Raw genomic sequence first — 3,365 nt, forward strand, 5'->3', positions numbered from 1 at the left:
GCGTCTTGCCAGTTCCTCGCGCGCTGCTGCGTTCTCAATGATATTGACCGACTCAAAGGGCACCTCCAGCTGTGTCAGGAACTCCTTCACCTTGACGCAGCTTGTGCAGCCCGGTTGCCATAAAACGCGTAATTGATCTGACATTGAAATCTCCATTCCCTGTGACGGGTGTTCTTGGATCTGCCGATGGGCAGCGCTAAATTGCGTTATGTGACTATACAATGCAATATGACGACGGGCAAGTGGGGTTCGAGATTGCTCTGCGGGAGGGGAGATCTGCGATCCACTGTTGACAGTCAAGGTCGCGCAAACCCCTGTTAGTAGTTGAAATTCCGGGAATTTGGCAGATCGAGGCGTCTCACCCGAACTTGTCAAGGCGGAGCATGACTGCTCGCTTTGTGGAGGATTCTCTTGACATCCTTTTATTCTTCCATCAATCTCGAATCCTGTATTCAGAATTCATATCATGAATGGCTTGCTTTTGCGGCGATCAAGGGATCTGGCGCAGAAGGGCTAGGGGTGGTGGGATGGGAAACCGTTGTCTGGCGATGTTGGACCGTCAAGCACGTGGCGAATTTAGCCTGATCGCTTCTGGTTAAAAAAGCGATCCGGGATGGTCTGACAATTAGATAAATAATTCGTCATGCTACGCATTACAAGACATTGAGATCTGGGCTACGGGTTCCGCGCTGGAATCCTGCTCATTGGACCTCAGGCAGTCAACGAATAGACGTTTCGGCGGGGATGTTGGTTATATAAAGTACCCCAGTGGTACTGCTCGGAGACAGTAATGAAGCATCATCGCTTATCAGCCTTGATCCTGATTGCTCTGGTATTGGGCTGCGCGACTGGTTATATCTTGCACGCTGTGGTACCTGATGGGCCGGTTAACAAAGAGATTGTGGGTTACATCGGAACGGTCGCGGAGGTATTCCTGCGACTGGTAAAAATGATCATCGCGCCGCTGATCTTCGCTGGCATCGTAGCTGGAATGACGAAGAGCGAAGGGCCAAAGGAGATTGCCCGTATAGGCGGCAAGGCACTGATCTGGTTTCTTGCTGCATCGATCGTCTCACTGGTGCTTGGCCTTTTTCTGGCGAATTTGTATGGGCTCGGTAGTTCTGCTGTTACGCCTGAGGGGCCGGCGAACACCGGACTCGACATGGGAACATTTAGCCTGAAAAATCTCGTTGAACATATTGTCCCGCAAAGCGTGGTGATGGCCATGTCGCAGAATGACATTATCGCGATTCTGCTTTTTGCGGTGCTGTTCGGCTTTTCGATCTCGTCAATGGGTAAGACGGAGCCGATGGTGGGAACGTTGGCTCAGACGATCGAAGGTATTTTCAAGGTCATGCTAAGAGTGACACGGTATGTGATGTACTTCGCACCAGTCGGGGTCTTTGCTGCCATTGCATCGGCGATTGCTCAGCAGGGCATTGGCGTACTGCTTGTGTACGGGAAATTCATCGGCGCCGTGTATAGCGGATTCGCGCTGCTGTGGTGCATCGTAATAGTCGCGGGATTTTTGACGCTAGGTCGTTCAGTTTTTCGTTTGCTTTCAGTAATGCGTGCACCATTGCTTGTGGGATTCTCGACGTCAAGCAGCGAGGCAGCTTTTCCGAAGATGATCGAACGCCTCGATACATTCGGGATTCCAAATAAAATAAGTACGTTCGTACTTCCGCTTGCCTATTCATTTAACGCCGATGGATCAATGATGTATCAGGCGTTTGCGACTGTATTTCTGCTGCAGGCGTACCACGTTCACGCGTCGTTCGCGCAGCAACTTGTCATGTTGTTCATCATGCTAATTTCAAGCAAGGGAAGTGCGGGCGTGCCGCGTGGCTCACTGGTTATCGTTGCGGCGACAGTTCCGATGTTTGGAATCCCGGCGTCAGGGATTGTTTTGTTGCTTGCGGCAGATACTTTTGTCGATATGGGAAGAACCGTAACGAACCTGATCGGCAGTGGCATCGCTACGGCGGTTGTGGCGAAGTGGGAGGAAAAATATTTGCGACTGCCGGAGCAAAAAATCGAATTGAATGGTGAATCACACGTGACGGCAATCAGTCCACGGCGACAGAGCAGCCACGGTGGTTAGCCCAATGCGGGTCACGATCCAGAGCGACGCCGGCACCGGCGCGAGCTTCCTGGCGATGCCTTTACAGCCGCAGGTGCGGAAATCGTCGACGTGGTGCTGGTGCCCGGCGCGAACGACTCTGTCGATTCACCCGGTGCGTGACCGCGCAACGCAGAAGAACTTCTCCTAAAAGGGATCGCAACATGATTCGCTCAATCCGCACTCTTATTTCGCTAACGTGCGTTTCGATTGTTGTCGTCGCGCTGGCCGTTGCCGGTGGGATAAGCTATATGGTTGTCCAGTCTTACAGTAAGGAGACGATCAACCAGAACCTTGAGTCAGTTGCAAATGGCCGCCTGGCAGGCATCGAAGACTGGGTCGCATCCCGGTCCAGAATGATTGCCTCGCTGCAAGAGGCGGCGCTGACTCCTGATCCGGTTCCCGCTTTCAAGCAGATTGAAAATGCAGGTGGATTCACGAAGGTCTACGCCGGCTATCCGGATAAGTCGGCTAAGCGGTCCGATTCGTCGGAGTACATTCCCAACTATGATCCAACGAGCCGCCCCTGGTATAAGCAGGCGGTCGCGGCGGGCAGACCTGTCTTGACGCAACCGTACGTGAGCGCAAGTAACCACAAACTTGTCGTAACAGTCGCGGTTCCTATTCTCCACAACGGACACTTGGAGAGTGTCGTGGCTGGCGACATTGGAATGGATAGCGTTATTGCCAATGTGAAAGCTATCCGTCCCACACCCGCAAGTTTTGGCTTTCTCGTCGACTCTGGCGGGACAGTCATCGCCCACGCCGATGACAGACTGATCCTCGCTCCCGCAACGGAACTCTCTCCCGAATTGACTGCCGCGACGCTCGATTCAATGACGCGATCCAGCGCGCCTGTCGAGGTAAAGATCGGCGGTGCCGTCAAATTGCTGTATCGGCGAAGCGTGGCCAATACGGACTGGTCACTGATAGTAGCGCTAGACAAAGCGGACGCAACAGCCGGACTGCGATCGCTTTTAAAGGTGTCCGCAATCGTGCTTGTCGCGGTGGCGTTACTGTCGGCAATCATCGTAGGCATGCTGACGTCTTATGTGTTCCGCCGACTCTCAATGGTCCGCGATGCGATGGATGCCATCGGGTCCGCAGACGGGGATCTGACGAAACGTTTGCCTTCCGACGGCGCTGACGAAGTCGCGCAGATCGCCCGATCGTTCAATACCTTCGCTGACAAGCTCACTGTAGTACTCGAGCAGATTCAACTGGGAAGCGATTCCGTGCGAAC

3 protein-coding genes are annotated in these 3,365 nt (G+C 53.5%); 2 read left to right on the forward strand and 1 reads right to left on the reverse strand.

Going from position 1 to position 3,365, the window contains the following annotated elements; translation table 11 throughout:
• A partial coding sequence (locus tag PQQ51_RS34085) for a glutaredoxin family protein (protein WP_408501586.1) occupies positions 1-156 on the reverse strand: 156 nt, incomplete at its 3' end.
• Positions 157-790: 634 nt separating this feature from the next.
• Here PQQ51_RS34085 and PQQ51_RS34090 point away from each other — a divergent pair.
• Both PQQ51_RS34090 and PQQ51_RS34095 read left to right on the forward strand, forming a co-directional pair.
• Entirely contained in the window at positions 791-2,104 is a 1,314-nt protein-coding gene (locus PQQ51_RS34090; protein WP_408501584.1) for a dicarboxylate/amino acid:cation symporter, read from the forward strand.
• Positions 2,105-2,286: 182 nt separating this feature from the next.
• Positions 2,287-3,365, forward strand: a 1,079-nt coding sequence (locus tag PQQ51_RS34095) for a HAMP domain-containing protein (RefSeq protein ID WP_408501585.1), incomplete at its 3' end; no start/stop codon positions are given.

Origin of the sequence: Paraburkholderia xenovorans (assembly GCF_046030735.1) — a bacterium.
In the GTDB taxonomy this organism is placed as follows: domain Bacteria; phylum Pseudomonadota; class Gammaproteobacteria; order Burkholderiales; family Burkholderiaceae; genus Paraburkholderia; species Paraburkholderia xenovorans_A.

Excerpts from the sequence above, each read along its gene's own strand:
- PQQ51_RS34090 (WP_408501584.1), top strand. The coding sequence starts at position 791 with ATGAAGCATCATCGCTTATCAGCCTTGATCCTGATTGCTCTGGTATTG.